Origin of the sequence: Reyranella sp. (assembly GCF_017305915.1) — a bacterium.
Taxonomy (GTDB): domain Bacteria; phylum Pseudomonadota; class Alphaproteobacteria; order Reyranellales; family Reyranellaceae; genus Reyranella.
The window spans coordinates 90,354-115,528 of record NZ_JAFKJN010000006.1 but is presented as its reverse complement, the minus strand read 5'-3'; the positions used below and the strand labels follow the sequence as shown (position 1 = coordinate 115,528).

General features: G+C 68.3%; 24 protein-coding genes. 18 read left to right on the top strand and 6 right to left on the bottom strand.

Going from position 1 to position 25,175, the window contains the following annotated elements:
* Window positions 1-21 precede the first annotated feature (21 nt).
* Window positions 22-1,185, bottom strand: coding sequence for a serine hydrolase domain-containing protein (locus J0J01_RS02605; protein ID WP_296378608.1), 1,164 nt, complete (start codon window positions 1,183-1,185; stop codon window positions 22-24).
* Between the two features lie 87 nt (window positions 1,186-1,272).
* On the opposite strand from J0J01_RS02605, the gene J0J01_RS02600 reads away from it, so the two are divergent.
* The 4 genes from J0J01_RS02600 (at window position 1,273) to J0J01_RS02585 (ending at window position 4,636) form a co-directional block, all read left to right on the top strand.
* Window positions 1,273-2,034, top strand: coding sequence for a glucose 1-dehydrogenase (locus J0J01_RS02600; RefSeq protein ID WP_296378606.1), 762 nt, complete (start codon window positions 1,273-1,275; stop codon window positions 2,032-2,034).
* Window positions 2,034-2,861 carry a phytanoyl-CoA dioxygenase family protein gene (locus J0J01_RS02595; RefSeq protein WP_296378604.1) on the top strand — a complete coding sequence of 276 codons (828 nt, stop codon included), beginning with the start codon at window positions 2,034-2,036 and terminating at the stop codon, window positions 2,859-2,861. The genes J0J01_RS02600 and J0J01_RS02595 overlap by 1 nt, the downstream gene beginning before the upstream one ends.
* A complete protein-coding gene (locus J0J01_RS02590; RefSeq protein WP_296378603.1) occupies window positions 2,858-3,775 on the top strand; it encodes a polysaccharide deacetylase family protein in 918 nt (305 codons plus the stop codon). The genes J0J01_RS02595 and J0J01_RS02590 overlap by 4 nt, the downstream gene beginning before the upstream one ends.
* Window positions 3,776-3,961: 186 nt before the next feature.
* Window positions 3,962-4,636: an HWE histidine kinase domain-containing protein gene (locus J0J01_RS02585; protein ID WP_296378602.1), complete on the top strand. Its 675-nt coding sequence runs from the start codon at window positions 3,962-3,964 to the stop codon at window positions 4,634-4,636.
* Here J0J01_RS02585 and J0J01_RS02580 read toward each other — a convergent pair.
* Window positions 4,588-4,803 (bottom strand): PAS domain-containing protein, encoded by a 216-nt coding sequence (locus J0J01_RS02580; RefSeq protein ID WP_296378600.1) that lies wholly within the window; start codon window positions 4,801-4,803, stop codon window positions 4,588-4,590. The genes J0J01_RS02585 and J0J01_RS02580 overlap by 49 nt on opposite strands.
* 100 nt (window positions 4,804-4,903) lie before the next feature.
* Between J0J01_RS02580 and J0J01_RS02575 the strand changes: the two genes are divergently transcribed.
* The 7 genes from J0J01_RS02575 (at window position 4,904) to J0J01_RS02545 (ending at window position 13,130) form a co-directional block, all read left to right on the top strand.
* Window positions 4,904-6,100: an ABC transporter substrate-binding protein gene (locus J0J01_RS02575; RefSeq protein WP_296378598.1), complete on the top strand. Its 1,197-nt coding sequence runs from the start codon at window positions 4,904-4,906 to the stop codon at window positions 6,098-6,100.
* The gene (locus tag J0J01_RS02570) at window positions 6,101-6,958 is read left to right on the top strand and encodes a branched-chain amino acid ABC transporter permease (RefSeq protein ID WP_296378597.1); all 858 of its coding nucleotides are present in this window, start codon (window positions 6,101-6,103) and stop codon (window positions 6,956-6,958) included.
* Window positions 6,959-6,968: 10 nt separating this feature from the next.
* Window positions 6,969-8,771, top strand: a complete 1,803-nt coding sequence (locus J0J01_RS02565) for a branched-chain amino acid ABC transporter ATP-binding protein/permease (protein WP_296378594.1) — start codon at window positions 6,969-6,971, stop codon at window positions 8,769-8,771.
* A 68-nt stretch (window positions 8,772-8,839) separates the two neighbouring features.
* Complete coding sequence (locus J0J01_RS02560; RefSeq protein ID WP_296378592.1) at window positions 8,840-9,577, top strand: ABC transporter ATP-binding protein; 738 nt, start codon at window positions 8,840-8,842, stop codon at window positions 9,575-9,577.
* Window positions 9,578-9,688: 111 nt separating this feature from the next.
* Complete coding sequence (locus tag J0J01_RS02555; RefSeq protein ID WP_296378591.1) at window positions 9,689-11,041, top strand: calcium-binding protein; 1,353 nt, start codon at window positions 9,689-9,691, stop codon at window positions 11,039-11,041.
* A gap of 32 nt (window positions 11,042-11,073) precedes the next feature.
* Complete coding sequence (locus J0J01_RS02550; protein ID WP_296378589.1) at window positions 11,074-11,922, top strand: SMP-30/gluconolactonase/LRE family protein; 849 nt, start codon at window positions 11,074-11,076, stop codon at window positions 11,920-11,922.
* Window positions 11,919-13,130, top strand: a complete 1,212-nt coding sequence (locus tag J0J01_RS02545; protein ID WP_296378587.1) for an adenylate/guanylate cyclase domain-containing protein — start codon at window positions 11,919-11,921, stop codon at window positions 13,128-13,130. The genes J0J01_RS02550 and J0J01_RS02545 overlap by 4 nt, the downstream gene beginning before the upstream one ends.
* 45 nt (window positions 13,131-13,175) lie before the next feature.
* Here J0J01_RS02545 and J0J01_RS02540 read toward each other — a convergent pair whose 3' ends face one another.
* Both J0J01_RS02540 and J0J01_RS02535 read right to left on the bottom strand, forming a co-directional pair.
* Window positions 13,176-15,254, bottom strand: a complete 2,079-nt coding sequence (locus J0J01_RS02540) for a S9 family peptidase (RefSeq protein WP_296378586.1) — start codon at window positions 15,252-15,254, stop codon at window positions 13,176-13,178.
* The gene (locus J0J01_RS02535) at window positions 15,251-16,108 is read right to left on the bottom strand and encodes an aldolase/citrate lyase family protein (protein ID WP_296378585.1); all 858 of its coding nucleotides are present in this window, start codon (window positions 16,106-16,108) and stop codon (window positions 15,251-15,253) included. Before J0J01_RS02535 ends, J0J01_RS02540 begins: the two co-directional genes overlap by 4 nt.
* A 104-nt stretch (window positions 16,109-16,212) precedes the next feature.
* Here J0J01_RS02535 and J0J01_RS02530 point away from each other — a divergent pair, with 104 nt between their 5' ends.
* Together J0J01_RS02530 and J0J01_RS02525 are read left to right on the top strand one after the other, a co-directional pair.
* On the top strand, window positions 16,213-17,448 hold the full coding sequence (locus tag J0J01_RS02530; RefSeq protein WP_296378584.1) for an FAD-dependent oxidoreductase: 1,236 nt from the start codon (window positions 16,213-16,215) through the stop codon (window positions 17,446-17,448).
* Window positions 17,449-17,481: 33 nt separating this feature from the next.
* Window positions 17,482-18,450: a D-2-hydroxyacid dehydrogenase gene (locus J0J01_RS02525; protein WP_296378583.1), complete on the top strand. Its 969-nt coding sequence runs from the start codon at window positions 17,482-17,484 to the stop codon at window positions 18,448-18,450.
* 6 nt (window positions 18,451-18,456) lie between these two features.
* Here J0J01_RS02525 and J0J01_RS02520 read toward each other — a convergent pair whose 3' ends face one another.
* On the bottom strand, window positions 18,457-20,916 hold the full coding sequence (locus J0J01_RS02520; RefSeq protein ID WP_296378582.1) for a DUF6600 domain-containing protein: 2,460 nt from the start codon (window positions 20,914-20,916) through the stop codon (window positions 18,457-18,459).
* Window positions 20,917-20,986: 70 nt separating this feature from the next.
* Here J0J01_RS02520 and J0J01_RS02515 point away from each other — a divergent pair, with 70 nt between their 5' ends.
* Together J0J01_RS02515 and J0J01_RS02510 are read left to right on the top strand one after the other, a co-directional pair.
* The gene (locus J0J01_RS02515; RefSeq protein WP_296378580.1) at window positions 20,987-21,568 is read left to right on the top strand and encodes a hypothetical protein; all 582 of its coding nucleotides are present in this window, start codon (window positions 20,987-20,989) and stop codon (window positions 21,566-21,568) included.
* A gap of 15 nt (window positions 21,569-21,583) precedes the next feature.
* Window positions 21,584-22,492 carry an HNH endonuclease gene (locus J0J01_RS02510; RefSeq protein ID WP_296378578.1) on the top strand — a complete coding sequence of 303 codons (909 nt, stop codon included), beginning with the start codon at window positions 21,584-21,586 and terminating at the stop codon, window positions 22,490-22,492.
* On the opposite strand, the gene J0J01_RS02505 is transcribed toward J0J01_RS02510, so the two are convergent.
* Window positions 22,493-23,485: an LLM class flavin-dependent oxidoreductase gene (locus J0J01_RS02505; protein ID WP_296378576.1), complete on the bottom strand. Its 993-nt coding sequence runs from the start codon at window positions 23,483-23,485 to the stop codon at window positions 22,493-22,495.
* Window positions 23,486-23,543: 58 nt separating this feature from the next.
* Between J0J01_RS02505 and J0J01_RS02500 the strand changes: the two genes are divergently transcribed.
* The 3 genes from J0J01_RS02500 to J0J01_RS02490 all read left to right on the top strand — a co-directional run bounded on the left by J0J01_RS02500 (window position 23,544) and on the right by J0J01_RS02490 (window position 25,161).
* Complete coding sequence (locus J0J01_RS02500) at window positions 23,544-23,975, top strand: VOC family protein (protein ID WP_296378574.1); 432 nt, start codon at window positions 23,544-23,546, stop codon at window positions 23,973-23,975.
* Window positions 23,976-24,067: 92 nt separating this feature from the next.
* Window positions 24,068-24,607 (top strand): peroxiredoxin, encoded by a 540-nt coding sequence (locus tag J0J01_RS02495; protein ID WP_296378573.1) that lies wholly within the window; start codon window positions 24,068-24,070, stop codon window positions 24,605-24,607.
* A gap of 2 nt (window positions 24,608-24,609) precedes the next feature.
* The gene (locus tag J0J01_RS02490) at window positions 24,610-25,161 is read left to right on the top strand and encodes a carboxymuconolactone decarboxylase family protein (protein ID WP_296378572.1); all 552 of its coding nucleotides are present in this window, start codon (window positions 24,610-24,612) and stop codon (window positions 25,159-25,161) included.
* Window positions 25,162-25,175 lie beyond the last annotated feature (14 nt).

Here is a 25,175-nt window from a genome sequence, read left to right as displayed (position 1 = left end):
CGCGTCCCTTAGCCTACTTGGCTAGGCGGCGTAAGCCTCCTTCTCGAAGGCGTAGAAGAGCGGCAGCGCCTTGATGTCGGCGAACGGCAGGACCTGCGTGGCGTAGACGCCGCCGATGCCCTTCTTCTGGTCGATCCAGTAGTAGGTGTTGGCGAGGCCCGCCCAGGCCAGGCTGCCGGCCGAGCGGCCGGTCGGCGCCTCGGTGTTGTTGATCATAAAGGAGAGTCCCCACTGCTTGTCGACGCCGGGGAAGAACTCGGCGTCGTTGGACAGGGGCGCCATCGCCGTCTTGAGCAGGCAGACCTTGCAGTCGCCCATCGCGTTCTTCGACATCTGCGCCACGGTCTCGGGCTTCAGCACCTGGTCGCCGCGGTCGGACCGACCGTCGTTCAGCATCATGCGCACGAACTTCGCGTAGTCGCCGGCGGTGCCGTAGAGCCCGCCGCCGCCCATCTCGAATTCCGGTTGCTGCGGGATCTCGAGCGCCATGTCCGGCGTGAATGAGCCGTCGGGGCCGCGATGATGGATGCGGGCCATCCGCTCGCGCATGCCGGACGTGATGAAGAAGGCGGTGCTGTCCATGCCGAGCGGACCCAGCAGGTTGTCCTTGAGGTACTGACCGAGCTTCCGGCCGCTCGACGCCTCGACCATCTTGCCGGCCCAGTCGATGTTGATGCCGTAGTCCCAGCGCTCGCCGGGATCGAACAGCAAGGGCGTGGTCAGTGCCTTGTTCTCGCAGCCGGTGATGCCCGGCACGCCCATTGCCTGCTGGTACTTGATGATGTCGTCGTTCCAGATCTCGTAGCTGAAGCCCGCCGTGTGGGTCAGCAGGTGACGCAGGGTGATGTCGCGCTTGGGCTTGCGGGTCTTGGGCTTGCCGTCTCCGTCGAAGCCCTCGAGCACCTGCACCTCGCCGAGATAGGGGATCACTGCCTTGGCCGGCGAATCGAGGCCGAGCTTGCCGCGCTCGACCTGCTGCATCGCCGCAGCGCCGGTGATCGCCTTGGTCATCGAGGCGATCCACACCACCGTGTCGGGAGTCATCTCGGCCTGCTGGCCGAGCACGCGCTTGCCGAAACCACCCTCGTAGGTCGTCCCCTTGGCGTCGGTCGCCACCGCGACCACGCCCGGAACGTCGCCTCTGCTCACGGCCTCCTTGAGGAGGCTGTCCACTGCACCCTTCATGGTGTTCCTCCACGATTTTCGAATTGTGATTTGCGCGGCCGAACTCGGCTGGAGCGCGGCCCGTTCGGCACGGTAGACTTCGGTCCCATGAAGCTCAAGGACAGGGTCGCCATCGTCACCGGCGCAGCCTCCGGCATCGGCGCCGCCTGCGCGCGGCTGTTCGCAGCCGAGGGCGCCAAGCTGGCTCTGGTCGATACGGACCAGGTCGGCATCGGCCAGGTCGCTGCCGACATCGAGGCGAGGGGCGGCGAGGCGATCGCCATCGCCGCCAACGTCAGCGACGGCGAGGCGGCGCGCGACGGCGTGACCCGGGTGATGGAGAAGTGGGGCCGCGTCGACGTGCTGATGACCGCGGCCGGCATCTCGCTCGGCGGCACCGTCGATGCGGTGACCGAGGAGACCTGGGAGCGCACCTTCGCGGTGAACGTGAAGGGCACCTATCTCTGGATCCACCATGCCATCAAGCCGATGATCGTCGCCGAGTCGGGCGCCATCGTCACGGTGGGCTCGCAGCTTGCCCAGTCGAGCCTCGGCAAGAACGCCGCCTACGTGGCGTCCAAGGGCGCGATCGCCTCCTTCACCAAGACCATCGCGGTCGACCACGCGCCGCAGGGCATCCGCATCAACGCGCTGATGCCGGGCGTGATCGACACGCCAATGCCGGCGCGCTCGCTGCAGCGCCAGGCCGATCCGGAGGCGGCGCGCGCCTTCTGGAAGCAGCGCCATCCGATCGGCCGCATCGGCCAACCCGAGGAGGTGGCGAAGGCCGCCCTGTTCCTGGCGAGCGACGACTCGTCCTTCGTCACCGGCACGCTGCTGTTCGTCGACGGCGGCTGGACGGCGCACTGATGACCAAGAAGCTCTCGCCCGACCAGATCGCCCGGTACGAGCGCGACGGCTACGTTTGCCCGGTCGACGCTTTCTCCGCCGACCGCGCACGGGCCTGGCACGACCAGTTGCAGGCTTTCGAGAATGCCGAGGGCCAGAAGTTGACCCGCGGCCATAACTTCAAGCCGCACCTCTTGTTCCCCTGGGTCGACGAGATCGTGCATGCGCCGGAGGTGCTCGACGCGGTCGAGGATCTGATCGGCCCGAACATCCGGCTGTTCCATCTCTCGGTCTGGCCGAAGGATCCCGGCACCGGCACCTATGTGAGCTGGCATCAGGATGCGACCTACTTCGCGCTCGATCCGATCTGCCACGTCACCGCGTGGGTGGCGCTGACCGACGCGCCGGTCGAGGCGGGCTGCATGGAGGTCGTGCCGGGCTCGCACAAGCTCGGGCAACTGCGCCATGCCGACATGCAGGACACCGACAACCTGCTGTCGCGCGGCCAGACGCTGGCGGCCGAGGTCGACCGCTCGCGCACGGACTTCATGGCGGTGAAGGCGGGGCAGTTCTCGCTGCACCACACGCACCTGGTGCACAATTCGCGGCCCAACCGCTCGGCGCATCGCCGGGTCGGCCTCGGCATCAGCTACATTCCGACCCATGCGCGTTGCACCATGCCGACGCGCGTGACGGCGATGCTGGTGCGCGGCCGGGACGCCTACAACAATTTCGACGACGAGCGCCGACCGCTGATCGAGGCCGGCCCCGAGGAGCGCGCCTTCCACGCCGACGCCGTCGCCACTTTCCGCAAGATGAACGCCGACGTAGCCGGAGCCGCGAGATGATGCATACGATTCGCCTGCCGTACCACGACCGTTATCCCTATTCGCCGATCACCGAGCGCAAGGACTACTCCTGGCCGGGCGGCAAGCGGCTGGCCGTCTATCTCGGCCTCAACATCGAGCATTTCGCGTTTGGTGCGGGCGAGGGGCATCTGCTCACCGTCGCCAACCCGCCGCCCGATCCGCGCACCTTCGCCTGGCGCGACTACGGCAACCGGGTCGGCGTGTGGCGCTGCCTCGAGCTGTTCGACGAGCTCAACCTGCCGGCGGCACACCTGATCAACACCACGGTGTTCGACTACGCGCCGCAGATCGTCGATGCCCTGAAGGCGCGTGGCGATGAGTTCATCGGCCACGGCCGCACCAATGCCGAGCGCCACGGCGGCATGTGGGAGGCCGACGAGAAGCGCTTCCTCCAGGAAATCGGCGATTCGATCGAGAAGGCCTCGGGCAAGCGGCCGCGCGGCTGGATGGCGCCGTGGATGGCCTCGACGCGCTGGACGCCCGACCTGCTCAAGGAGACCGGCTACGACTTCCTGATGGACTGGCCCAACGACGACCAGCCGATCTGGATGAGGACGCGCTCGGGCCCGCTGATGAGCGTGCCCTATCCGATCGAGATCAACGACAGCCCGCAGATCCTGGTGCGCCACCACAGCGGCGACGATTTCCGCGACATGATCATCGGCCAGTTCGAGGAGCTGCTGCGCCAGTCGGCCAAGCAGCCGCTGGTCTGCGGCATCGCGCTCCACACCATGATCGTCGGCCAGCCTTATCGCCTGCGGGCGCTGCGCGAGGCGCTGCAGCACATCGCCAACCATCCGCAGAAGGATAAGGTCTGGTTCACGCGGCCCGGCGACATCTACGACCACTGCGCCGCGCTGCCGGCGGGCACCATGGTGCCGCCGGCGCCGTAGGCTACGCGGCGCCGCGCTCGTGGATGGCGTCGAGCGGCGCGTCGATGGTGCAGATCACGCCCTCGGGCCGTCAGTCGATGCTCACCTCGCTCTGCAGCTCGGCGGCCAGCCCGCGCTCGATCATACGCGAGCCGAAGCCGCGGCGGCTGGGCTCCGCGACCGGCGGACCGCCGCTCTCCGTCGTCGGTGGTCCAGCGCACCGTCACCGCGCCGCGCTCGGTCGACAGCGCGCCGTACTTCAGCGCGTTGGTGCCGAGCTCGTTCAGCGCCATCGACAGCGCGACGGCGCGCTTGGGCTTGAGCCGCAGGTCGCCGCCGCCGAGGCTCACCCGGCCGCGCGCGGTGCGCAGCGAGGCGCCGACCGAGCGGCACCAGTCGATCGCGGCACTGACGCTGAAGGACATCGATCCCGGCGCCTGCGCGGCTTTCGAGGAGCGGCTGCTGACCTTGAGCGCCGTGCACAGCCTGCTGACCGACGAGAGCTGGCAGGGCGCCGCATCGTTCGGACGACGGCACCTCGACGCCGTCGCGGAACACGCTGAAGTCTTCCGGCCGGTTGGGCGCGTTCGACAGGTCGATCGTGCTCGGCAGGTGCAGCAGTTCGATGGCACGGCGATTGCTTACAACGTTGCGCATCTCGCGATCGGTCGTGAACCACACCGCGGTCGGGATGGTCTCCAGCACCGCCTCGAGCTCGACGCTGCGCGTGCGCAACGCCTCCTCGGCCTCCTGCCGCTTGCGCTCGGCCTGGCGCCGGTCGGTGACGTCGCGCACGAACACATACCGGCCCGTGAGCGACAGGGTCTCGCCCCTCACGGGTTCGCGACGGGCCATGGCGTCGCGCAGCAGGCGGCCGGGTAGTGCTGCCAGAAGGTCGTGCCGATCATCTCGGCGGCCGATTTGCCGAAATGCCGTTCCGCAGCACCGTTGTAGAGATAGATCTTCCAGTCCCGGTCGACCGCATAGAAAGGCAGACCGATCCCTTTCAGGATCGTGGTCAGCAGCGTCTTGGCGTCCGGGCGAGGCATGCGCCGCGTGCCTTAGCGGCGTCTTTCGTTGACCGCCAATAGCCAGGGTCTATGCTGCCGGACAACAATCAAAGGTCAGATAGGGAAGGAACAAACGACTATGCGTATCAGGCGTCGCCAAGTCCTGTCCGGTTCCGCGGCAGGTGCAGTCTCTCTGGCCGCCGGCGGTCTCGCCGCGCCGGCCATCGCCGCCAACGACCCGATCAAGATTGGCTACCTGCCGGCTCTCACCGGACCGAGCTCGTCGACCGGTGTCGGTATCAATCGCGGCGTCCAGCTCGGCATCGAGGCCATCAACAAGGCCGGCGGCGTCAACGGCCGCCAGCTCGAGCTGATCAGCCGCGACACCCAGAGCGACCCGACCAAGGCGGTCAACGCCGTCTCCGAGCTGACTCAGCGCCAGAAGGTCGCGATGATCTTCGGCCCGGTCAATTCCGGCGAGGCGCTGGCGGCGACGCCGCTGATCGCGCGCGACAAGGTGCCGATGCTGCATCCGTGCTGGGTCGACGAGCTGATCGACGTCAAGAAGTATCCGATGGCCTACCGCCAGGCACCGACCAACACCCAGATCGGCGGCGGCGCCAACCACTACGTGGTCGACGTGCTGAAGCTCAAGAAGGTCGCGGTGATCAGCGACACCACCGGCTACGGCACCGCTTCGGTCAACACCTACGTGCCGATGCTCAAGGCCAAGGGCGCCGAGGTCGTCTACACCAACCACATCGACGCGGCGAACCCCGATCTCAAGCCCGAGATGCTGCGCATGCAGAGCGCCGGCGCCCAGGTGATCATGCCGTGGAGCGTCAATGCCGGCTTCCTGTCGCGCATCCTCAACACCCGCGGCGGCATGGGCTGGGACGTGCCGGTGGTCGGCCAGACGACGCTCGGCTCGGGCCAGACCAAGGCGCTGCTCGAGAAGCCGGAGTACTGGAACAAGGTCTACTCGAACAACTTCCGCAAGTGCTGCTACGTCAACGGCAAGCTCGAGCCGAAGACGGCGGAGTATCTCGATCGGCTGAAGGCGGCCAAGATCGAGTTCGCCGACACCCTGCTGTGGTGGGTCGCCCTGGGCTGGGACGGCGCCAATCTGATGGCCGATGTCTTCAAGAACGGCGGCACCAAGGCCGACGACATCGTCGGCTACATGAACAAGGTGAAGGGCTGGCCGGGCATCTACGGCACGGTCACCTGGACGCCCGAGCAGCACAACGGCTTCCCCGACTCGGAGGTCGTGATGTGCGAGGTCAACTCGCTGAAGGACGGCGCCTTCAACATCGCGCCGGGCTACGCCAGCTAGATGTTCCAGTCGATCGTCTCCTACGGCCTCGCGGTAGGAGCGGTCTACGCACTGATCGGCATCACCTACAACGTGATGTACTCGGCATCCCGCGTGTTCAGCTTCACCGCGGGCATGCTGGGGATGCTGGGCGGTGTGCTGGGCGCGCTCTTCATCCAGCGGATGGACATGAATCCGGTGCTGGGCTTCGTCCTGGTGCTGGCGTGCGGGGCCGGGCTCGGCCTCGTCACCGAGATCCTGACGGTGCGGCCGGTGCTGAAGAGCATCGAGCAGCACCTCTACGTGCTGTCGACGCTCGCCTTCGCGCTGATGATCCAGCAGGTCACCGCCATCGAATGGGGCACCGAGGCGCAGCCCTTTCCGCCGCTGTTCCCGCCGGCGGAAGGCTGGCTCGACCAGAAGTTCTGGCTGCCGCTCTTGGCCTGCGCCGTCACCATCGGCGGGCTGGAGTTCCTCTACCGCCACACGCTGATCGGCCGCGCCTTCCTGGCCATTGCCGAGGACAACTACGCCGCCCGCGCGCTCGGCCTGCCCGAGACACGGCTCCGGCTGGCGAGCTTCGCGCTCGCCGGCGTGATCGGTACCCTGGCCGGCTTCACCGGGGCGCAGATGCTGCTCGCCTTCTTCGGCAACCAGTCGATCCTGAACTTCTACGGCTTCGTGCCGGTGGCGCTGGGCGGCATGGGCTCCAACCGCGGCGCGCTGATCGGCGGGCTGGCGCTCGGCCTGTTCCAGCAGGCGGCGAACTTCCTGGTCGGCGGCATCTTCGCCGCGGTCGCGGTGTTCGCGGTCTTCATCGTCGTCCTGCTGGTCCGGCCCGAGGGCCTCGCCGGCGCAGCGACCGCCAGACGCGTTTGAGAGGCCGCGTATGACGGAGGCGACCTCTCCCATACCGACGCGCGCCGCGAGCGCGGGCCGGCTCGGCTGGCTCGAGGGCAAGCTGTCGTGGATCATGCTCGGGCTGGCGGGCCTGCTGCTGCCGCTGCTCGACGACTCGTACATGGGCACGATCGCCACGCGCGCCTACATCTACTGGGTGCTGAGCGCCGGCCTGAACCTCGTGGTGGGCTATGCCGGCCAGATCGCCATCGGCTGGGTGTCGATGCTGACGCTGGGCGCCTACACCACCGCGGCGCTCGCCGCCGGCCGCGTCGGCGCCGAATGGAATCCCTATCTTGCGTTGATCGCGGGCGGCGCCATGGGCGCGGTGTTCGGCGTCATCGTCGGCCTGCCGGCGCTGCGCCTGCGCACCTTCTACTTCGCGATGACCACGCTCGGCTTCGCCACCATCGTCACCCAGGTGGCGCTGGCCTGGAAGGACGTCACCGGCGGCGGCGTCGGCACGCCCGGCCCGGTGTTCCCGTGGCCGTTCGACCCCGGCTGGGGCTTCTACTACCTCTGCTTCATCCTGGCGGCGCTCGCGACCTGGATGACCGCCAACATCGGCTCGAGCCGCTACGGCCGCGCGCTGGTCGCGATCCGCGACGCCGAGGTCGCGGCCGAGGCCTGCGGCATCTCCAAGCCCGCGCTGCTGATGATGGTGTTCCTGCTGGCCGGCGCCATGGGCGGCATCGCCGGCGGCCTGTTCGCCTCGCTGCAGTCCTACATCACGCCCGACGCCTTCACCTTCGAGATGTCGGTGCTGTTCTTCATCGGCATCCTGATCGGCGGCCGCGGCTCGATCCTCGGGCCGGCCCTGGGCACGCTCATCCTCACGGTGCTGCCCGAGTTCGCCGCGCCGCTGGTGCAGTGGTCGACCTTCCTCTACGCCGCGTTGCTGCTGCTGATCGTGCTGGTGATCCCCGGCGGCATCGCCGACCTGCTCGACTACAAGAACCGCCGGCCGATCGAGCAGCATCGCGAGATCGTGCCGCGGCCCGACCTGCTGGCGCGCGTGCTCGGCCGGCAGGACGGCCGGACCCTGATCGCGCTCAAGGCCATCGCGCTCCATTTCGGCGGCGTGAAGGCGATCGACGGCCTCGATCTGGAGATCCGCGGCGGCGAGGTGCATGGCCTGATCGGCCCCAACGGCAGCGGCAAGACGACGACGCTCAACGTCGTCTCCGGCTACTACAAGCCGCACGCCGGCGCGCTCACGATCGACGGCGCCAACTTAGCCTTCGAGCAGCCGCACCTGCGTGCCCTGCATCGCATCGCCCGCACCTTCCAGACGCCGCGCGTGGTGGGTGCCGCCTCGGTGCTGGAGAACGTCATGATCGGCGGCACCGTGCACGGCCACGGCACCTTCACCGAATCGATGCTCAGCCTGCCGCGCCACCGCCTCGACGAGAAAGCGCTCGAGGAAGCCGCGATGCTTGCGCTCTCGACGGTCGGCCTGGAATCGCTGGCGGCGGTGCGTGCCGACCGCCTGCAGCACAGCGAGCTGCGCTTCGTCGAGATCGCGCGCGCCCTGATGCTGCGCCCGGCCTGCCTGATGCTCGACGAGCCGGCCGCCGGCCTGTCGGCCGAGGAGATCCGCCGGCTGGGCGGTCTGATCAAGGCGATCAGCCGCGTCGGCACCGCCGTGCTGCTGGTCGAGCACCATGCCGACCTGATCTTCGACATCTGCGATCGCGTGACCGTGCTCAATCTCGGCAAGGTGCTGGCGGCCGGCACGCCGGAAGAGATCCGCTCGCACCGGGAGGTGGTCAGTGCCTACCTCGGCGCCTGATCCGTCTTACGCCGGGTGCGCGCCACTGGAACGGCGCGCTCGCGGCACAAGAACTTTGGAGGGCCAGCATGCCCGCTGATCCTCTGCTGCAGGTCACCGGCCTCACCGCCGGCTACGGCAAGATCGTCGTGCTGCGCGACATCGCGCTCACCATCGGCGCCGGCGAGGCGGTGGCGCTGCTCGGCCCCAACGGCGCCGGCAAGACCACCCTGCTGCGCGCGCTGTCGGGCCTGCTGCCGCGCACCGGCCAGGTCCGCTTCGGCGGCCAGGAGCTGCCCAACGCCAATCCGCGCGCGTCGGTTGCCGCCGGCATGGCGCACGTCGTCGAGGGCCATCGCGTCTTCACGCAGCTCAGCGTGTTCGACAACCTGCTGCTCGCGGGCTACGGCCTGCCGCGCGCCGCCCGCGACAAACAGGTCCAGGAGGCGCTGGCGTTCTTTCCGGAGATCGCCGCCAAGCGCAACGACAAGGCGGTCACGCTGTCGGGCGGCCAACAGCAGATGCTCGCCGTGGCGCAAGGGCTGGTCGCCAAGCCGCGGCTGCTGATGCTCGACGAGCCGTCGGCCGGCCTGTCGCCGGTGCTGGTCGACCGCGTGCTGGCGGCGGTGACGCAGCTGCGCCAGGGCGGCACCGCCGTGCTGCTGGTCGAGCAGCTGATCGAGAAGGCTGTGGCGGTGGTCGACCGCGTCTATGCGCTTGCGCGCGGCGCGATCGTGCTCGAGGCGCGCGCCAGCGAAGCCGACCTCGCCAACCGACTCGAGCGCGCCTACTTCGGCGAGGGCGCGCACGCACCGCTCGACGCGTAGCTTCCGTTACTTTCGTTACCGAATACAAATGCATCCAACGATACGCGTCGTCGGTGCAGGGCTGCGCGCATGATGGTCCCGGGATGCGATTTATTCCCTGAGGATCGAGACATGAGCAATAAATCGAGCAAGACCGTCAAGAGCACCGCGGCGGGCGACTCCGTATCCGTCGACGGCTCGCGCTACACCATCACGATGAGCGGCGAGGGCAGTTCTGTGTTCGACAGCGGCGACCACAATCGCACGACGCTCACCGGCGCCAACCAGAGCGCCACCCTGTCCGGCGACAACGGCGAGCTCGTCAGCACCGGCATCGGCGCCTTCGTGTCGCTGGGCGGCACGCGCAATGCCGCGACCGTGACCGGCGACGGCGCGTTCATGATGATCGGCGGCACGCGCAACGACGCCACGCTCGGCGGCGCCGGCGCCGCCGCCAACGTTTCGGGCAGCAACAACGACATGAACGCCACCGGCGACGGCATCGCGATCTTCCTCCGCGGCACGCGCAACGACGTGACGATGCGCGGCGATCAGTCGACGGTCAGCGATCTCGGCACCCACAATCGCATCGAGCTGCGCGGCGACGGTAACTCGGCCAGCCTGGCCGGCAGCGACGGCGTCATCGCCGTCACCGGGGACACCAACTTCGTGCGCCTGCAGGGCAGCGACGACAGCGCGCGCGTCTACAGCGACAGCAACACCATCGTCGACACCGGCACCGGCAACCTCACGCGGCTCGCCGGCCATGGCAACACCGCCCGCCTGGTCGGCACGGATGGCACGGTGATCGCGACGGAGGACGGCGCTTCGCTGCAGCTCATCGGCGTCCGGAACACCGCGCTGGTCCATGGCGACCATGTGTCCCTGCTCGATATCGGCACCGGCGACACGCTCGTGCTGCGCGGCGACCACGCGAATGCCACGGTGATCGGCAGCGACGCCCACATCACCAGCACCGGCCGCGGCAATGCGATTTCCGTGACCGGCAGCGGCGCATCGATCGACGCCTCGGGCGCGGCGATCACGCTGGGCGGCGGCGTCAGCGCCAGCCTGGACGGCGGCAACGACACCATCACGATGGGCCTCGATTCGACGCTCAGCCTGACCGACTTCTCCGGCGACGTGATCCATGCGTCGGGCGCCGATGACGCCGACGTGCTGGCCCTCGGCGGCACGTTCAGCCACGAGCAGCTGCGGTTCGCCAACTCGCATGGCGACCTCGTGATCTCGGTGCGCGGCAGGCACTCGCAGAGCGTCACCGTCGCCGACTGGTTCGATTCGCCCGACAACCACATCAGCACGATCAAGACCAGCGACGGTTTCTCGATCAGCGACCAGGGCGTCGACCAGCTGGTGCAGGCGATGGCCTCGTTCCCGTCGTCGGGCCACGACCACGGCCACTGGTCGCACGGCTCGTCCGACGCGCTGGCGCCGATCCTGGCCGCGAACTGGCAACACGGCTAGCAAGCGCCGCGGGCCGGTGTATCCTGCCGGCCATGGAACGAGTGGCAACGGGCTACGGCCTGATCGAAGGTCCGGTCTGGGATCCCGACCGGGGCCTCTATTTCAGCGACGTCCTCAATGGCGGCGTGTTCCTGCTGGATCGCGCCGGCCAGATCTCGACCGCGGTGCCCAAGCGCCGCGGCATCGGCGGCATGGCGCTGCACGCGGCGGGCGGCCTGGTGGTCGGCGGCCGCGACATCGCCTGCGTGTCGCTGAAGGACGGCGCGACCAGGTCGCTGCTGGCGCTCGACGCGATCCCGGGCGCCACCGGCTTCAACGACCTGACGACCGACGCGGCGGGCCGCATCTATGTCGGCTCGCTCGCCTTCCGGGTGTTCGGCGGCGAGACGCCCAAGCCCGGCCATCTGCACGTCATCGACCTCGACGGCAAGATGCGCACGCTGTCGGACGGCGTGCTGCTGACCAACGGCCTCGGCTTCTCGCCCGACGGCAAGACGCTCTATCACTGCGACGCGCGCGGGCCTTATGTCCGTGCCTATGACGTCAACGCCGACGGCAGCGTCGGGCCGTGGCGCAAGTTCGCCTCGCTGGGCGACGACAAAGTGCCGGACGGCATGAAGGTCGCGGTCGACGGCTCGGTCTGGGTCGCCGATGCCCATGGCGGCCGGATCGCGGTGTTCAATGCCGATGGCACGCATCGCCGGGACATCGCGGTGCCGCTGCCGATGGTCACCAGCCTGTGCTTCGCTGGCCCCGATCTGCGCGACCTCTACATCGTCACCGGCTCGCGCGGCGGCCCGCACGACAATTGCGGCAGCATCTTCAAGGTGCGCGCCGACGTCGCCGGCTTGCCGCTGCCGCCGGCGCGTGTCGCGCTTTGACAGAGCTCGCCGGCTGGCTCGTCGAGGCGGGCCTGCGCAACCTGCCGTTCGAGGAGATGGTCGAAGGCTTCGCGCGCCGTCTCGACCAGGCCGGCGTGCCGGTGGCCCGCATCTTCGTCGCGACGAACACGCTGCATCCGCAGGTGCTGGCGCGCAGCCTGATCTGGGATCGCGCGAGCGGTTTCGCCCAGCGCTTCGAGTTCCGTCAGGGCGAGATCGACGCGCCGATCATGCGGGAGAGCCCGTTCGCCGACATGCTGCGGACGGGACTCTTCGAGCGCAGGCTCGATCTCAGGCAACCGCCCGCGGCCGGCGAGGCGCCGGTGTTCGCCGGGCTGCGCGGCCTCGGCATGACCGACTGGCTGGGCAACGTCTTCCCGTTCGGCGAGCTGGCTCCCGGCGGCAGTCCGCGCGCCGACCGGGGCGTCGGCCAGCTCTGGTTCCTGAGCTCGATGGCGACCGACCGCGCCGGCGGCTTCGAGGAGGCCCATATCGCCAAGCTGCGCGAGATCCTGCCGATGTTTGCGCTCGCCGCCAAGGCGATCACCATGCGCGCGGTTCAGCAGGGCCTGCTCGAATCCTATCTTGGCGCCGATCCGGCCGCGCGCGTGCTCGCCGGCACGGTGCGGCGGGGCGAGGTGCACGCGGTCGAGGCGGTGCTGCTCTACGCCGACCTGCGCTCCTTCACGCCGCTCGCCGACAGCCTGCCGGGCGACCAGCTGATCACGCTGCTCGACGGCTGCTTCGACTGCATGGTGCGGCCGGTCAATCGCCATGGCGGCGAGGTGCTGAAGTTCCTGGGCGACGGGCTGCTGGCGATCTTCCGGCTAAAGGAGCAGCGGCGCGCGGCGATCTGCGCCTCGGCGCTGGCCGCGGCCAGCGAGGCGCTCGACCTCATGGAGCTCTACGCGGCGGAGCGGCTGAAAGAGGGCAAGCCGACGCCCGGCCTCGACATCGCCCTGCATGTCGGCGCGGTGCAGTACGGCAATGTCGGCACCGACGCCCGGCTCGACTTCACGGTGATCGGCCCGGCGGTCAACGAGGCAGCGCGCATCGAGGTGCTGTGCAAGGAGCTCGGCCATCCGCTGCTGGTCAGCGACGCCTTCGCCGCCGCGGCGGACGACAGCCGCAGCCACCTCGTGTCGCTCGGACAGCACCGCCTGCGCGGCGTGCGCGACGAGACCGAACTGTTCACGCTGGCGCGGTAGGGGCTGCGGCATGAGCGTCCGGCCTGAGCGCTTCCGGATTGCTAATCAGGAGGAGATTTTCCCGGCCGCCAGCAGCGCGAAGGCATAGGCGATCGCCACCTCGTCGAGCCGGCTGAAGCGGCCCGAGGCTCCGCCGTGGCCCGCGCCCATGTTGGTGCGCAGCAGCACCGGCCCGCCGCCGGTCATGGTGGCGCGCAGCCGTGCCACCCACTTGGCCGGCTCCCAGTAGGTCACCCGCGGATCGGTCAGGCCCGCCATGGCGAGGATCGCGGGATAGCGCTGTGCCGCGACGTTGTCGTAGGGCGAGTAGGCGAGGATGGTGCGGAACGCTTCGGCGTCGGCGATCGGGTTGCCCCATTCGGGCCATTCCGGCGGTGTCAGCGGCAGGGTGTCGTCGAGCATGGTGTTGAGCACGTCGACGAACGGCACCTCGGCGACGATGCCGGCGAACAGCTCGGGCGCGCGGTTGGCGACGGCGCCCATCAGCATGCCGCCGGCGCTGCCGCCATGCGCCACGATGCGGCCGGCCGAGGTGTAGCCGCGCTCGACCAGCGCGCGGCCGGCGGCGATGAAGTCGTCGAAGGTGTTGGTCTTCTTCTCGCGCTTGCCGTCGAGATACCAGTTCCAGCCCTTGTCGGCGCCGCCGCGGATATGGGCGATGGCATAGACGAAGCCGCGATCGACCAGCGACAGCCGGTTGGCCGAGAAGGCCGCCGGCATCGCCATGCCGTACGAGCCGTAGCCGTAGAGCAGCAGCGGCGCCGTGCCGTCCGGCGTCACATCGCGGCGATGCAGCAGCGATACCGGCACCTCGGCGCCGTTCTGCGCCGTGGCGAACAGGCGCGTGGTCACGTAGCGTGCCGGATCGTGGCCCGACGGGATCTCCTGGCGCTTGCGCAGTACGCGCTGGCGCGTCGCCATGTCGTAGTCCCAGACCTCCGCCGGCGTGGTCATCGACGAATAGGTGAAGCGCAGAGTCGTGGTCTCGAACTCGTAGCCGCCCTGCATGTCGAGCGAGTAGGCCGCTTCGTCGAAGGCGATGCTGTGCTCGGCGCCGGAGCCGAGGTCGCGGATCACGATCGAGGGCAGGGCGTTGGCGCGCTCCAGCCGCACCAGGTGGCCGGCGAACAGCTCGACCGACAGGATGTAGACGCCGGGCCGATGCGGGATCAGTTCGCGCCAGCGCGCGCGGTCCGGCGTGGCAAGAGGGGCGGTGGCGATGCGGAAGTCGATGGCGTCGCCGGCGTTGGTGAGGATGAACAGCTCCTCGCCGCGATCCTCGACGCTGTAGCGCACGCCTTTCTCGCGCGGCTGGATCAGGCGCGGCATCGCAGTCGGATCGGACAGATCGACCAGCCGCTCCTCGGAGGTGTCGTGATCGCCGCCGGAGATGATGCAGAACCGGCCGCTGGCGCTTTCGCCGATCCGGGTGAACCAGCCGCTGTCCTTTTCCTCATAGACCAGCACATCGGCCGATTGCGGCGTGCCGAGGCAATGGCGGAAGACTTTCAGAGGCCGATGGTTCTCGTCGACCTGCACATAGAAGAAGAATGTCGAATCGCGGCCCCACACCACGCTGCCACCGGTCTCGGTCAGCGTGTCGGGCAGGTCCTCGCCGGTGTCCCAGCGGCGCACGCGAAGGGTGAAGTATTCCGAGCCGCGCAGGTCGGCGCTCCACGCCTCGAGCCTATGGTCGGGCGAATGCCGCCGGCTGCCGAACTTGAAGTAGTCCGACACCTTGGCCAGCGAATCGCCATCGAGGATGGTGTGGAAGTCGCCGCCGTCGCGCGGCGTGCGGCCGATCTGCTCGTGCTGGCCGCCCTGGCGATACTTCCAGGTGTAGGCGAACGGCCCGTCAGGCATCGGCACGCCCGAATCGTCCTCCTTGATGCGGCCGCGCATCTCGGCGACCAGCGTCTTCTGCAGCGCCTCGGTCGGTCCGAGAATGTCCTCGGCGTAGCGGTTCTCAGCCTCGAGATAGGCGCGGATGTCGGTCTGCAGCAGCGCCGGATCGCGCAGCACCTTCTGCCAGTTCGGGTCCTTCAGCCAGGCATAGTCGTCGGCGACGGTGAGGCCGTGCCGCGTGACCGGCGCCGGCCGCCGCTCGGCGACCGGCGGCCTCAAGAGTAGTTGCCCGCGACCTTGACCGGCTTCGCGGCGGGCTTGGCCTTGCCGTCGACCATGCCGCGCATCTCCGCGCCCTTGGCGTCCCACCAGTCGGCGAGGATGCGCACGTCCCAGCCGATGCAGAAATGCTGGACGCCCATCTCGAGATACTTGGCCGCGGCGCTGGGATCGCGCAGCTCGACGCGCGGGTTCTTGCCCATCTTCAGCGCCAGCTCGATCGTGTACTTCTCCGCCGCCAGCACTTCGGGATCGGTGTACTGCGCAGGTTTGCCGATGCTCATCGAGAAGTCGGAGGCGCCGAACTGCACCATGTCGATGCCCGGCACCGACAGGATCCGCTCGAGGTCGTCCACGCACGACTTCTTCTCGACCATGATGGCGATCACCACGTCGTTCAGCGCATCGACATAGGCCGGCTGCCCGCCGTGCCGCACCACGCCGACGTCGCGGCGCATGCCGACGCCCAGCCGCCCGCGGCCGCGCGCGCCGGCCGCCATCGTCGTCTCGGCGCGCACCGCGTCGACGGCGGTCTTCGCATCCTCGACGTTCCGGATGTCGGCGAACAGCACGCTCTGGAAGCCCGAGCCGATCGCACGCATCGCCTGGTGGGTGTACTGCGTCTGCTCGATCTTGATCATGCCGCCCAGATTCGCGACCTCGAAGGCGCGGCCGAGATTGTCGAGATCGTGCATGTCGAACGGCGCGTACTCGGCGGTGAACTCGACGTAGTCGTACTGGCCCGAGTGCCCGATCAGCTCGACCAGGGTCGGCCAGCAGGACAGGATGTGCGTGCCGACGGTCGGCTGGCCGGCATTGAGACGTTCGCGAAGCAGGTTACGGCGGATGGCCATCGGATTCCCCTGAATTGGTCGTTGGCCATAGTGCGCGATACGCTAGAGCACAGGCAATGCTCGTCGATATGCTCTAGGCTGGGGGAAGCGCGGGAGGTTTCGTCTTGCAGCAGTTCACGGTCATTGGCGCCGGCCTGGTCGGCGTCTGCTGCGCGCTTCACCTGCAGCGCGAGGGCTTCACGGTGCGGCTGGTCGACAAGGGCGCGCCGGGCATGAAGGCGTCCTTCGGCAATTCCGGCAGCTTCGGCACCGCCTCGTGCGTGCCGTTCGCCCTGCCGGGCGTGCTGAGGAAGGTGCCGAAGATGCTGCTCGACCCAACCTCGCCGCTGAAGCTGCGCTGGGGGCATGTCCCGAAGGCGCTGCCCTTCTTCCTGCGCCTCGTGGCGGCGTCGCGGCCGTCGCGGGTCGAGGAGATCGCCCGGGCGCGCAACGCGCTGCTGGTGCACACGCATGCGGGCTATGCGCCGCTGATCGAAGGCGCCGATGCCGGCCAGTGGGTGTCCGACGACGGCCTGCTGATGACTTTCGAGAGCGAGGCGGCGTTCGCGAATGCCGCCTATGCCCTCGACCTGCGCCGGCGCAACGGCGTGCACATGGACATCCTCGACGGCAACGAGGCGCGCCAGATCGAGCCGGCGCTCAGCAAGAAGGTCATCAAGGCGGTGTCGCTGCCCGACGTGCATCGGACGATCGATCCGTGGCGGCTGTGCGATGCGCTGGCCAGGGATTTCGTGCGGCGCGGCGGCGAGATCGTCGCCGCCGAGGTCAAGGGCTTCGAGATCGGCGCGGACGGCCCGAACCGGATCGTCACCGGTCGCGGTCCGCTGGACGTCGATCGGCTGGTGATCGCCGCCGGCGTGTGGTCGCGGCCGCTCGCCGCTGAGCTCGGGACGTCGGTCCCGCTCGAGGCCGAGCGCGGCTATCACGTCATGTTCGGCCCGCAGGAGTTCGGCCTGAAGCGCGCGCTGGTCTCGGCCGATCGCAGCGTGTCGCTCGCCCACATGCACGAAGGCATCCGCGCCACCGGCGTCGCCGAGTTCGCAGGCCCCGACGCGCCGCCCGACATGCGGATCGCCGACAGGGTGATGCGCCATGCCAGGGAGCTGGTGCCGGGCCTGAAGGGAGAGGCGGCCTCGAAATGGATGGGGCCGCGCCCCTCGCATCCCGATTCCAAGCCGGTGATCGGCCGCTCGCCGCGACACAGGAACGTGTACTTCGCCTTCGGTCATGATCATCTCGGCCTGACCATGGCGGGCATCACAGGCAAGCTGGTGGCCGAGCTGGCGACCGGCAAGCCTACGACCGTCGATTTGGAGCCCTTCCGGCCGGATCGTTTCTGATGTACGGCGTCGTGTCGTTTTGAGGGGAGTTACATGTTTCCGGCCAAGCAGGATCTGACCATCTGTTTCGCACATGCCGCCTACCAGATGCAGGCGCGCTTCGATTTGCGCAAAACCGGCATCCGCAATTTCCAGGTCTGGAACTACGACGATTTCCAGAAGCGGGTCGGCGAGGCCGACGTGGTCGTTGTCTCGGGCATGTGGAAGAACGATCTCATTCCGTCGGCCTCGAAGCTGAAGTTCATCCAGTCGATCAGCTCGGGCATGGACCAGTATTCCAGGGAGCAGCTCGCCGCCAAGAACGTGCGGCTGGCCAGCGCCGCCGGCGTCAATGCCCGCGCGGTGGCCGAGCACGCGATCGCGCTGATCCTCGCCGTGGCACGGCGCCTGCCCGAGGCGCGCGACAATCAGCACAAGAAGTTCTGGCGCGGCATGATCGGCGACCTCACCCAACGCGAGGACGAGCTCGGCGCCAAGACCATGCTGGTGGTCGGCATGGGCCGCATCGGCAGCCATCTCGCCATGCTGGGCAAGGCGTTCGGCATGAAGGTGATCGGCATCCGCCAGGATCCCGGCAAAGGCACCAACGGCGCCGACTCGATCCACGCCATGGGCGACCTGGTGAAGCTGGTGCCCCAGGCCGACATCGTCGCCCTGACCTGCGCGCTCACGCCCGAGACCACCGGCCTGATGAGCGCGGCGGCCTTCGCGGCGATGAAGCCGTCGGCGATGTTCGTCAACGTGGCGCGCGGCAAGGTCGCCGACGAGGCGGCGCTGATCGCGACCATGAAGGCGGGCAAGATCGCGGCGGCGGCGCTCGACGTCACCGCGGAGGAGCCGCTGCCCGAGGCATCGCCCTTGTGGACGATGCCCAACGTCTTCGTGACGCCTCATACGGCGGGCGAGACTCGGGCCTACGAGGACAATGTGATCGACATCCTGATCGAGAACCTGGAGCGCCTTTGGAAAGGCGACCAGGTTCTCCGCAATCAGGTTCTGTAGCTCAGGCTACTTCTTCTCGTCGGGCTTCTGCTGGCCCTGCGGTGGCTTCGGCGCCTGCTGAGGTTGCGGAGGCGGCTGCGGATGCGGCGCTTGCTGGGCCTGCTGCGGCGGGGGCGGCGGCGCGGCCTGGCGCTGCGGCTGTGGAGGAGGCGCGGGCGCGTGAGCCTGCTGCGGCGGCGCGGCCGGTGTGTGCTGCTGCATCTGCGGCGGTGGGGCCGGCGCCTGCTGCGGCTGCGGTGGAGGCGCGGCGTGCGTCTGCTGCTGCGTCGGCGGAGCCGATGGCTGACGCATGAGCTGCTGCTGAGGCTGTGGTGCCGGCGGCGTCGCCTGGTGCTGCGGCGGCTGCGGAGGCACCGGCTGGTGCTGCGGCTGAGGCGGCTGCGGCGCATTCATTGCCTGCGGCGGCTTCGGCGGCTGCGGTGTCTGCGCCTGCGGCGGCTTGGGCGGCTCGGCTTTCGGCGGCTGAGGCGCGGCTTGCTGCGCGGGTGCGGCCTGAGGCTTGGGCGGCTGCGGCGCCGTCTGAGCCTGTGGCGGCTTCGGCGGCTCACCGGGCTTCGGCGGCTGAGCATCCGGCGTCGCCGCGTTGGGCTGCGTGTTCGCCTGCGGCGGCTGACCCGGGCGCGGCGGCTCGGGACGCTGCTCGTTGCGATCGCGCATCGGCGGCAGGGTCGCTTGGCTCGGCTGACCGGGCTGCGCGCGGTTCTGCTCACCGGGCAGCGGCGGCACGCCCGGCTGGTTGGCCGGCGCATTGGCCTGCGGCTCGCCCGGCTTGGGCGGTGTCGCGGCCGGCTGGTTGGCCGGTGCGGTCGCCTGCTGTGGGCCGGCCTGCACCGTCGCGGGCTTTCGCTCGCCCTGGATCTGCGGCAGCGGCGGCGCCGAGGCATTGCGCGGCTCGAGCTTGGGCAGCGCCGCCTTGGCGTCGGCGCCTCCAGTGGCGCCCGTGGTGGCGCCCGCGTTCGCCGTCACCGCCGAACGCGACATGATCTGCGGGCCGGGCGCTTTCTGCGCCTGCAGATCGGGCATGATCGCCGCCAGGGCTGCGACGTTGGCTCCTGCAGCGGCCTGGTTCGGCGCGGTGGGCGTGGCCGGCACGTTCGGACGCTGCGCCGTGTTGGGCGCCGCCACCAGCGCGCGGATCGACTGGGTCGGCTGCGGCGGTGCGGCGACCGCGGCGACCGGCACGGTGGCGACCTTGTCGGCCGACACGCGGATCGCGGCGCGCTGCACCGGCTGCGAGCGGGCGAAGGTCTCGGCCGGCACGACCGTGGTGAAGCGGCGGTTCATCCAGTTCTGCTGCTGCGCCACCGCCTCGTGACGCTGCGCCCGCATCCAGCGATCGTCGAGGATGCGATCCTGCACCCGCGCGGAATAGTTGAGGCGACGATAGTAGTCGCGGTTGGTGGTGTAGGGCGGGACATAGGCCTCGCGCGGTCCCAGCGGGAACCAGCCGACCGGCTGGCGGTTCTGCGCGCCCAGCGCCAGGCTGAGCTCGGTGCCGCCGACGAAGGCGACCAGCGCTGGCGCATAGACGGCCGGCCGCGAGCGCTCGGGCGGCACCCAGAACCAGCGATTGTTGCGCTGGGCCCAGCGGCCGTAGTGGTAGGGCGCGAAGCCCCACGGCTGCTCGTCGATCCAGGTCCAGCCATAGACCGGCTGGTAGTCCCAGCGGCCGGTGGTGTAGGGCGCCCAGCCGGACGGCGCGTCGCGGACATACCAGACCTGGCCGTACTCCGGATCGTTCTGCCACGCGCCGAAAGCGTTCAGGTCCTCGTAGCCGGTGACACCGGCCGACAGGTACTGCGGCGGTTGATCGTAGACGACGCGCTTGTCGCGCGCGGCCCAGTACTGCGGCATCGGCGGCGGCGGGGACTGGATGGTGTGCAGCTCCATCGAGCTGCCGTCGCCGGTGATCTCGGCGACCTCGCCGGCGCGCACCGCCAGCACGCGACCGTCCGGCGCCTGGAACTGGGCGGCGCCGGCGCGCACGCCGAGGCGGGTCGGATCCTCGGTGCTGCCGGCCTCGACATAGTAGTCGCCCTGCAGCTGCAGGGTGGCGGTGCCGCGCGGGGTCACCAGGTCGTAGGGCTGCTTGGCGTCGTAGGCGAAGGTCTTGATGTCGACGCGACCCTGGTCGAGCTGCAGGCGGGTCGAGCGGTCGTCGAGGGTCAGCATGTCGAGCTGGCTGGCGCCGTCCATGCGGACGCGGGTGCCGGCGATGGAGATCTCGGCATGGGCATTGGGCTCGGTCCAGACCGCGTCGCCGGTGGTCAGCGGCGTGTTGATGGCGGCGGGCTCCCAGTCGGTCCGCTCGGCGTCGTGGATGGAGACGGTGCCCTGCGTGAAGGCCAGACGCCCGACCCGACCCGGCGGGTCGTTCGGCGCCGACACTTGTTGCCCGAATGCGGCCGCCGAATAGCCCAATGTCCCCGTGACGAGGATGACAAGCGCCTGCCGAACGACGACCATGAACGGTCTCCTGCTATTGCAGCGAGAAGAACGCGGGACCGCGAGGCGAGTTCCGGAACGGAGGGAGTCAATGAGCGTTGCCGATGCCAATCGCACGATTCTCACAGGGGAGAATCCGTTCATCCGGCTGAGTGCCAAGGATGGCGATCCCAATTCGACCGATGCCAGCTACTGGCGGATCATCCATTGCCCAATGGGGCCGGGACATGTCCTTTATTTGAAGAGCGAGCTCACCGAAGGCCGCTGGCGCATCTATTCCGACAACATCGCGATGGCCCGCTGGCTGCAGCAGACCGTGCAGGGGATGCTGAACAACGAGCTGAAAGACCTGACGATTCCGGTCACCGATGCCGCTTTCAGCAAGTCGGGCGATCCGCGGTACTTCTGGACCGAGCACGTCTCGGCGGCCGACAGCGAAATCGGGCTGACTTGGTACGACATTGGGGAGCCACTCCTGATCCACACCCAGCCGAACCAGCCGCCAAACCCGCGGCCGTACGGTGTGTGCACGCTGCTCATCCCCGCCCTGGGCGCACGGCTGACCGTCGATGGCCAGCAGGCCAAGGGCCAGCCCTGGAAGCGCGAGCGCGAGGGCCAGCCCTTCAGCACCTGCGCCCTGGCGTTCTCGGAAAGCTGGACGGAGCCCCGCTGACGGCTCGCGCCCTGGATGAAGGCTGTTTTTGATACCCGGCCGGGGTCTGGATACGACGATGAGATTCAGACCCGATACCACTTTCCCGACCGCTACCTGGATGGGGCGCGGAAGGCGATAGGGGACTGGATCGTCTACCGGGCACCCCGCCGCGGTGGCGGCAAGATCGGCTACTTTGCGGCGGCGCGCGTCGTCAGCCTCGATCCCGATCCCGACCTGCCCGGGCATTCGTATGCCCGGATGACGGACTTCTTGCCGTTCGACGAGATCGTTCCGCTGGAGCGGGCGACAGGGTTCTATGAGGACCGGCTCAATTTCGTCGCCAAGCGGTCCCTGATCGGCCGCACTCTGCAGGGGCATTCCGTTCGGACGATCTCCGAGATCGAGTTCGGCGAAATCGTTCGCGATGGCTTGGAGAAGACGCTCGATCCGTCCAATGCCGTTCGGCTGGAGTTGGATGCCGCGCACGCGGACCCTGAAACCCTGGCACTGGTGAATGCGTCCGAGGAGGAGCAGGAGAGGCGTGTCGTCCAAATCCTGATGAATCGAAAGATTCGTGACGCCAGTTTCCGGCGGCAGGTTTGCGAGGCCTACGACAATACTTGCGCCATTACGGGCTTGCGGATGGTCAATGGTGGCGGCAAGGCCGAAGCGCAGGCTGCCCACATCTGGTCCGTCGCATCGGGAGGACCCGATGTGGTGCAAAACGGGCTGGCCTTGTCAGCGACCGTTCATTGGCTGTTCGATCGTCATCTGATCTCGCTCACCGACGACTACGGCTTGCTCGTCTCGCACAACCGCGTGCCGGGTGAATTGCGATCGCTGTTCGAGCAACAGCTACAGCGCATTCGCCTGCCGAAGAACCAGGCTCTCTGGCCACGACCGCAATACATCCGGCAGCATCGCGCGACGTTCCTCGGCTGATCAGAAGGCCTTGGCGAGCTCGCTGTAGCTCTGGCGGCGGACCTGCTCGTCGAAGGTCCAGGTGACGACCGCCATCTCGTCGACGCCGACGCGATCCTTGAGCTCGACGATGCGGTCCATCACCTGTTGCCCGGTGCCGACGAAGGAATCGGTGCGGATCTTCTCGATGCGCGCCGGGTCAGCGGTCGCCAGCACCTTGGCCGCATCGTCAGGTGACGCCAGCGGCCCGAGGATGCCGCGGTCGCGGTTGATGCGAGAGAGCACGCGCGAGGTGAGGTGGTGCTGCGCCTCCGCCATGCTGGGCGCGGCGAGCGCCCAGACACAGAGGCCCGCGCGCGGCGTCGGATGGCGTTCGCTCGGCCGGTAGGTGCGCTTGTAGAGCTCGATCGCGCGCTCGCCGCCTTTGCCGTCGCTGAAGAACCAGGCGTAGCAGTAGGGCAGGCCGAACAGGGCCGCGACCTGCGCGCCGTAGTCGGAGCTGCCGAGGATCCAGATCTCGGGCGCGGTCGGGCCGTTGGGATAGGCCTTCACCTGGGCGAAGGGATGGCCCTCGACCAGCGGCTCGTCGTGCACCCAGGCCATCAGGTCGCGGATGTCGGAAGGGAAGTGCTCGGGTCGTTCGTTGGCGAGCGGATTGAGGGCATAGGCCGTGAGGCCGTCGGAGCCCGGCGCGCGGCCCAACCCCATGTCGATTCGGCCGGGCGCCAGCGCATCGAGCACGCGGAACACTTCGGCGACTTTGAAGGCCGAGTAGTGCGGGAGCATGATGCCGGCGCTGCCGATGCGGATGCGCTCGGTGGTGGCGGCGATCGCGGCCATCACGATCTCCGGCGCGGTGCCGACGATGGTCGGGTGGTTGTGGTGCTCCGATACCCAGAACCGCTCGTAGCCCAAGGTCTCGCAATGTTTTGCGAGCGCCACGGTGTTGCGGATCGATTGTTCGTGCGGGCGGCCGGCGATGGCGACGGACTGGTCGAGGACGGAAAGACGCATCGGACGCAACTTAGGGAGTCGGTGTCGGTTGTCCAACTAACGGCAAGAGGAGGAAGCCATGCCCGTTTCGAAGGTCGTCGGCATTGACCACATCTCCATCAGGGTCAGGGACTACGCGAAGTCCAAGGCCTTCTATTCGAAGCTGTTCGGGTTCCTGGGCTTCGAGATCTCGGAGGACTACGGCAGCACGATCGGCTGGACCAACGGCAAGACCCGCTACTGGATCGCCGAGGCCGAGGGCCGCAAGGCCTACAAGATCGGCGATGTCGGCCTGCATCATTATGCGTTCCAGCTGCGCAATCGAAAGGATGTCGATGCGCTGCAGGCCTTCCTCGAGAAGGAGAAGGTGAAGATCGTCGACCCGGCCGACGAGTACTACGAGGACTACTACGCGGTGTTCTTCCTCGATCCCGACGGCATCAAGCTCGAGGGCATGAGGTACGGCGAATTGACTGCGAAGAAGAAAAAGACCCGCAAATCGAAGGGTTGAATTGGTTCTTGACCAGATATTGCGAATGACTTGCAATCCAGCCTGAGGCTTCTATATTTAGAAACGTTCTAAACAGTGTTCTGGAGCGTTTCATGCTGACGATTGGCGACAAGTTCCCGGCTTTCGACCTCAAGGCCGTGGTGAGCATCGACCCCAAGACGGCCTTCAAGCCGATCAACGACAAGACCGACGAGGGCCAGTGGAAGGTCGTGTTCTTCTGGCCGAAGGACTTCACCTTCGTCTGCCCGACCGAGATTGCCGCCTTCGGCAAGCTCAACAAGGAGTTCAACGAGCGCGACGCGGTCGTCTACGGCGTCTCGACCGACAGCGAGTTCGTTCATCTCGCGTGGCGCCAGAACCACGCCGACCTGAAGGCGCTGCCGTTCCCGATGCTGGCCGACCTCAAGCGCGAGCTGTCGACCGCGCTCGGCATCCTCGACAAGGCCGAGGGCGTGTGCCTGCGCGCCACCTTCATCGTCGATCCCGAGGGCATCATTCGCTTCGTGTCGGTGAACGACCTCTCGGTCGGCCGCAATCCGCAGGAAGTGCTGCGCGTGCTCGATGCGCTGCAGACCGACGAGCTTTGCCCCTGCAACTGGCAGAAGGGCAAAGAGGTCCTGAAGGCAGCCTGATCATGTCGATCGACACCCTGAAGGACCGGCTGCCGGACTACGCGCGCGACTGCAAGCTCAACCTCTCGAGCCTGGCGTCCGAGCAGCTCCTCAGCCCGCAGCAGAAGGCCGGCAGCTTCATCGCTGCCGCGCTGGCGGCCAACCACGCAGCCACGACGCGAGCCGTCGTCGATGCGTTCGCGGGCGAGCTCACGCCGGAGGCGCTGAACGCGGTCAAGATCGCGGCGACGCTGATGGCGATGAACAACATCTACTATCGCTTCGTGCACCTGGTGCATGCCGACGATTACAAGACGTTGCCGGCCAAGCTGCGCATGACGGCAATGGCCAAGCCCGGCGTCGACAAGGTCGACTTCGAGCTGTGGTCGCTGGTCGTCTCGGCGGTCAACGGCTGCGGCATGTGCCTCGAGAGCCACGAGAAGGTGCTGCGCGACCACGGCCTGTCGGCCGAGCAGATCCAGGCGGGCATCCGGATCGCGGCGACGGTACATGCGGCGGCGCGCACGCTGGCGGCCGAAGAGGCGCTGATGCCGGCGCTGGCCCAGGCGGCGTAGTGCGGCTGGCGGGA

Coding starts and splice junctions, on each gene's coding strand:
- J0J01_RS02520 (WP_296378582.1), bottom strand. CDS start 20,916: ATGGTCGTCGTTCGGCAGGCGCTTGTCATCCTCGTCACGGGGACATTG.
- J0J01_RS02525 (WP_296378583.1), top strand. CDS start 17,482: ATGTTTCCGGCCAAGCAGGATCTGACCATCTGTTTCGCACATGCCGCC.
- J0J01_RS02505 (WP_296378576.1), bottom strand. CDS start 23,485: ATGCGTCTTTCCGTCCTCGACCAGTCCGTCGCCATCGCCGGCCGCCCG.
- J0J01_RS02490 (WP_296378572.1), top strand. CDS start 24,610: ATGTCGATCGACACCCTGAAGGACCGGCTGCCGGACTACGCGCGCGAC.
- J0J01_RS02560 (WP_296378592.1), top strand. CDS start 8,840: ATGCCCGCTGATCCTCTGCTGCAGGTCACCGGCCTCACCGCCGGCTAC.
- J0J01_RS02555 (WP_296378591.1), top strand. CDS start 9,689: ATGAGCAATAAATCGAGCAAGACCGTCAAGAGCACCGCGGCGGGCGAC.
- J0J01_RS02550 (WP_296378589.1), top strand. CDS start 11,074: ATGGAACGAGTGGCAACGGGCTACGGCCTGATCGAAGGTCCGGTCTGG.
- J0J01_RS02500 (WP_296378574.1), top strand. CDS start 23,544: ATGCCCGTTTCGAAGGTCGTCGGCATTGACCACATCTCCATCAGGGTC.
- J0J01_RS02570 (WP_296378597.1), top strand. CDS start 6,101: ATGTTCCAGTCGATCGTCTCCTACGGCCTCGCGGTAGGAGCGGTCTAC.
- J0J01_RS02605 (WP_296378608.1), bottom strand. CDS start 1,185: ATGAAGGGTGCAGTGGACAGCCTCCTCAAGGAGGCCGTGAGCAGAGGC.
- J0J01_RS02580 (WP_296378600.1), bottom strand. CDS start 4,803: ATGCCTCGCCCGGACGCCAAGACGCTGCTGACCACGATCCTGAAAGGG.
- J0J01_RS02495 (WP_296378573.1), top strand. CDS start 24,068: ATGCTGACGATTGGCGACAAGTTCCCGGCTTTCGACCTCAAGGCCGTG.
- J0J01_RS02595 (WP_296378604.1), top strand. CDS start 2,034: ATGACCAAGAAGCTCTCGCCCGACCAGATCGCCCGGTACGAGCGCGAC.
- J0J01_RS02535 (WP_296378585.1), bottom strand. CDS start 16,108: ATGGCCATCCGCCGTAACCTGCTTCGCGAACGTCTCAATGCCGGCCAG.
- J0J01_RS02510 (WP_296378578.1), top strand. CDS start 21,584: ATGAAGGCTGTTTTTGATACCCGGCCGGGGTCTGGATACGACGATGAG.
- J0J01_RS02575 (WP_296378598.1), top strand. CDS start 4,904: ATGCGTATCAGGCGTCGCCAAGTCCTGTCCGGTTCCGCGGCAGGTGCA.
- J0J01_RS02515 (WP_296378580.1), top strand. CDS start 20,987: ATGAGCGTTGCCGATGCCAATCGCACGATTCTCACAGGGGAGAATCCG.
- J0J01_RS02565 (WP_296378594.1), top strand. CDS start 6,969: ATGACGGAGGCGACCTCTCCCATACCGACGCGCGCCGCGAGCGCGGGC.
- J0J01_RS02600 (WP_296378606.1), top strand. CDS start 1,273: ATGAAGCTCAAGGACAGGGTCGCCATCGTCACCGGCGCAGCCTCCGGC.
- J0J01_RS02590 (WP_296378603.1), top strand. CDS start 2,858: ATGATGCATACGATTCGCCTGCCGTACCACGACCGTTATCCCTATTCG.